This window comes from Puniceibacterium antarcticum (genome assembly GCF_002760615.1).
Lineage (GTDB): Bacteria > Pseudomonadota > Alphaproteobacteria > Rhodobacterales > Rhodobacteraceae > Puniceibacterium > Puniceibacterium antarcticum.
In genome coordinates, this window is sequence record NZ_AWWI01000076.1 from 1 (window position 1) to 1,062 (window position 1,062).

The 1,062-nt window shown below is 62.4% G+C and carries 2 protein-coding genes; both read right to left on the minus strand.

Annotation, left to right across the window (positions count from 1 at the left end; all coding sequences use genetic code 11):
- Positions 1-189: 189 nt before the first annotated feature.
- Positions 190-546 carry a transposase gene (locus P775_RS28490; RefSeq protein WP_218967675.1) on the minus strand — a complete coding sequence of 119 codons (357 nt, stop codon included), beginning with the start codon at positions 544-546 and terminating at the stop codon, positions 190-192.
- Positions 512-973 carry a helix-turn-helix domain-containing protein gene (locus tag P775_RS28495; RefSeq protein ID WP_218967676.1) on the minus strand — a complete coding sequence of 154 codons (462 nt, stop codon included), beginning with the start codon at positions 971-973 and terminating at the stop codon, positions 512-514. Before P775_RS28495 ends, P775_RS28490 begins: the two co-directional genes overlap by 35 nt.
- Positions 974-1,062: the final 89 nt, after the last annotated feature.

Genomic DNA, 1,062 nt, shown 5'->3' on the forward strand with positions numbered 1-1,062 from the left:
TAGAGGATGTCGCGTTCAATCGGGTTTGTATCCTGCGGCGATGAAGTAGTTGAGGCATTCGTCCTCGGTGAAGAGGTCGCAGACGGCACCTACGGCTTTCCAAAGGTCCTCGTATGTGCGGGCGGCTGCTTTTCGGAGCAGGGTCTTGAGCTTGGCGAAAGCCATCTCGATCGGGTTGAGGTCGGGGCTTTAGGGTGGCAGCGGCAGGAACCAGCAGCCGATGTCCCTGAGCACTTGCGCGGCCTTCGGGCTTTTGTGGCTGGACAGGTTGTCGAGGATGATCACATCGCCAGGCTGTAGGGTGGGGGCGAGCTGGGTCTCGATGTAAAGGTCGAAGAGGTCGCGGTTGATCGGGCCGTCGATCACCCATGGCGCATCGAGGCGATCGTGGCGCAGGGCCGCGATGAAAGTCTGGGTGTGCCAGTGGCCGAAGGGCGCGTGATCGACCAGCCTCTCGCCGCGCGGGGCCCAGCCGGTGGTCTTGGCCATGTTGGTCTTGACCGAGGTCTCGTCAATAAACCCGATCTGCGTCAGCATGTTGGCCATGAAGGGCTGGCGCCGGCTGATCCAGATGTGGCGCAGGGCGGCGACCTCGGGGCGCTTCTGCTCGACGGCCTGCAGGTCTTTTTTTGTGCGTCAGCCCAAGCTCCCGCAACAGCCGCCAGACCGAGCCGCGATGCACCGCCATGCCATGCGTCGCGGCAATCTCGCTTGCCAGTCCGGCGGCCGTCATATCCCGCTTCTCCGCGATCCGGCGGCCGATCCAGTCCTTCAGGGGGAACAGCTTGCCGTGGCCCCCGCCGTTGCTCTGGACCTTCGGCACAAGGCCCCCGGTCGCTTTCATCAACGTGACCATGTCGTTGACGAACTTGACCGAAACCTTGAACCGCACTGCCGCCGAGCGCTGCGTGTTCCCCTCCGCAACATGGTCAACCACCCGCTGCCGTAGCTCTACAGGATGCGGCTTGCCCATCATTGACCCCCATATCTACCCAAAGACAGGGAATCACAGTCAAACCTGCAAGGGAATCCTGAATCGCGATGGCCGCGACACGCTCTAAA

Coding starts and splice junctions, on each gene's coding strand:
- P775_RS28495 (WP_218967676.1), bottom strand. CDS start 973: ATGGGCAAGCCGCATCCTGTAGAGCTACGGCAGCGGGTGGTTGACCAT.
- P775_RS28490 (WP_218967675.1), bottom strand. CDS start 546: ATGGCCAACATGCTGACGCAGATCGGGTTTATTGACGAGACCTCGGTC.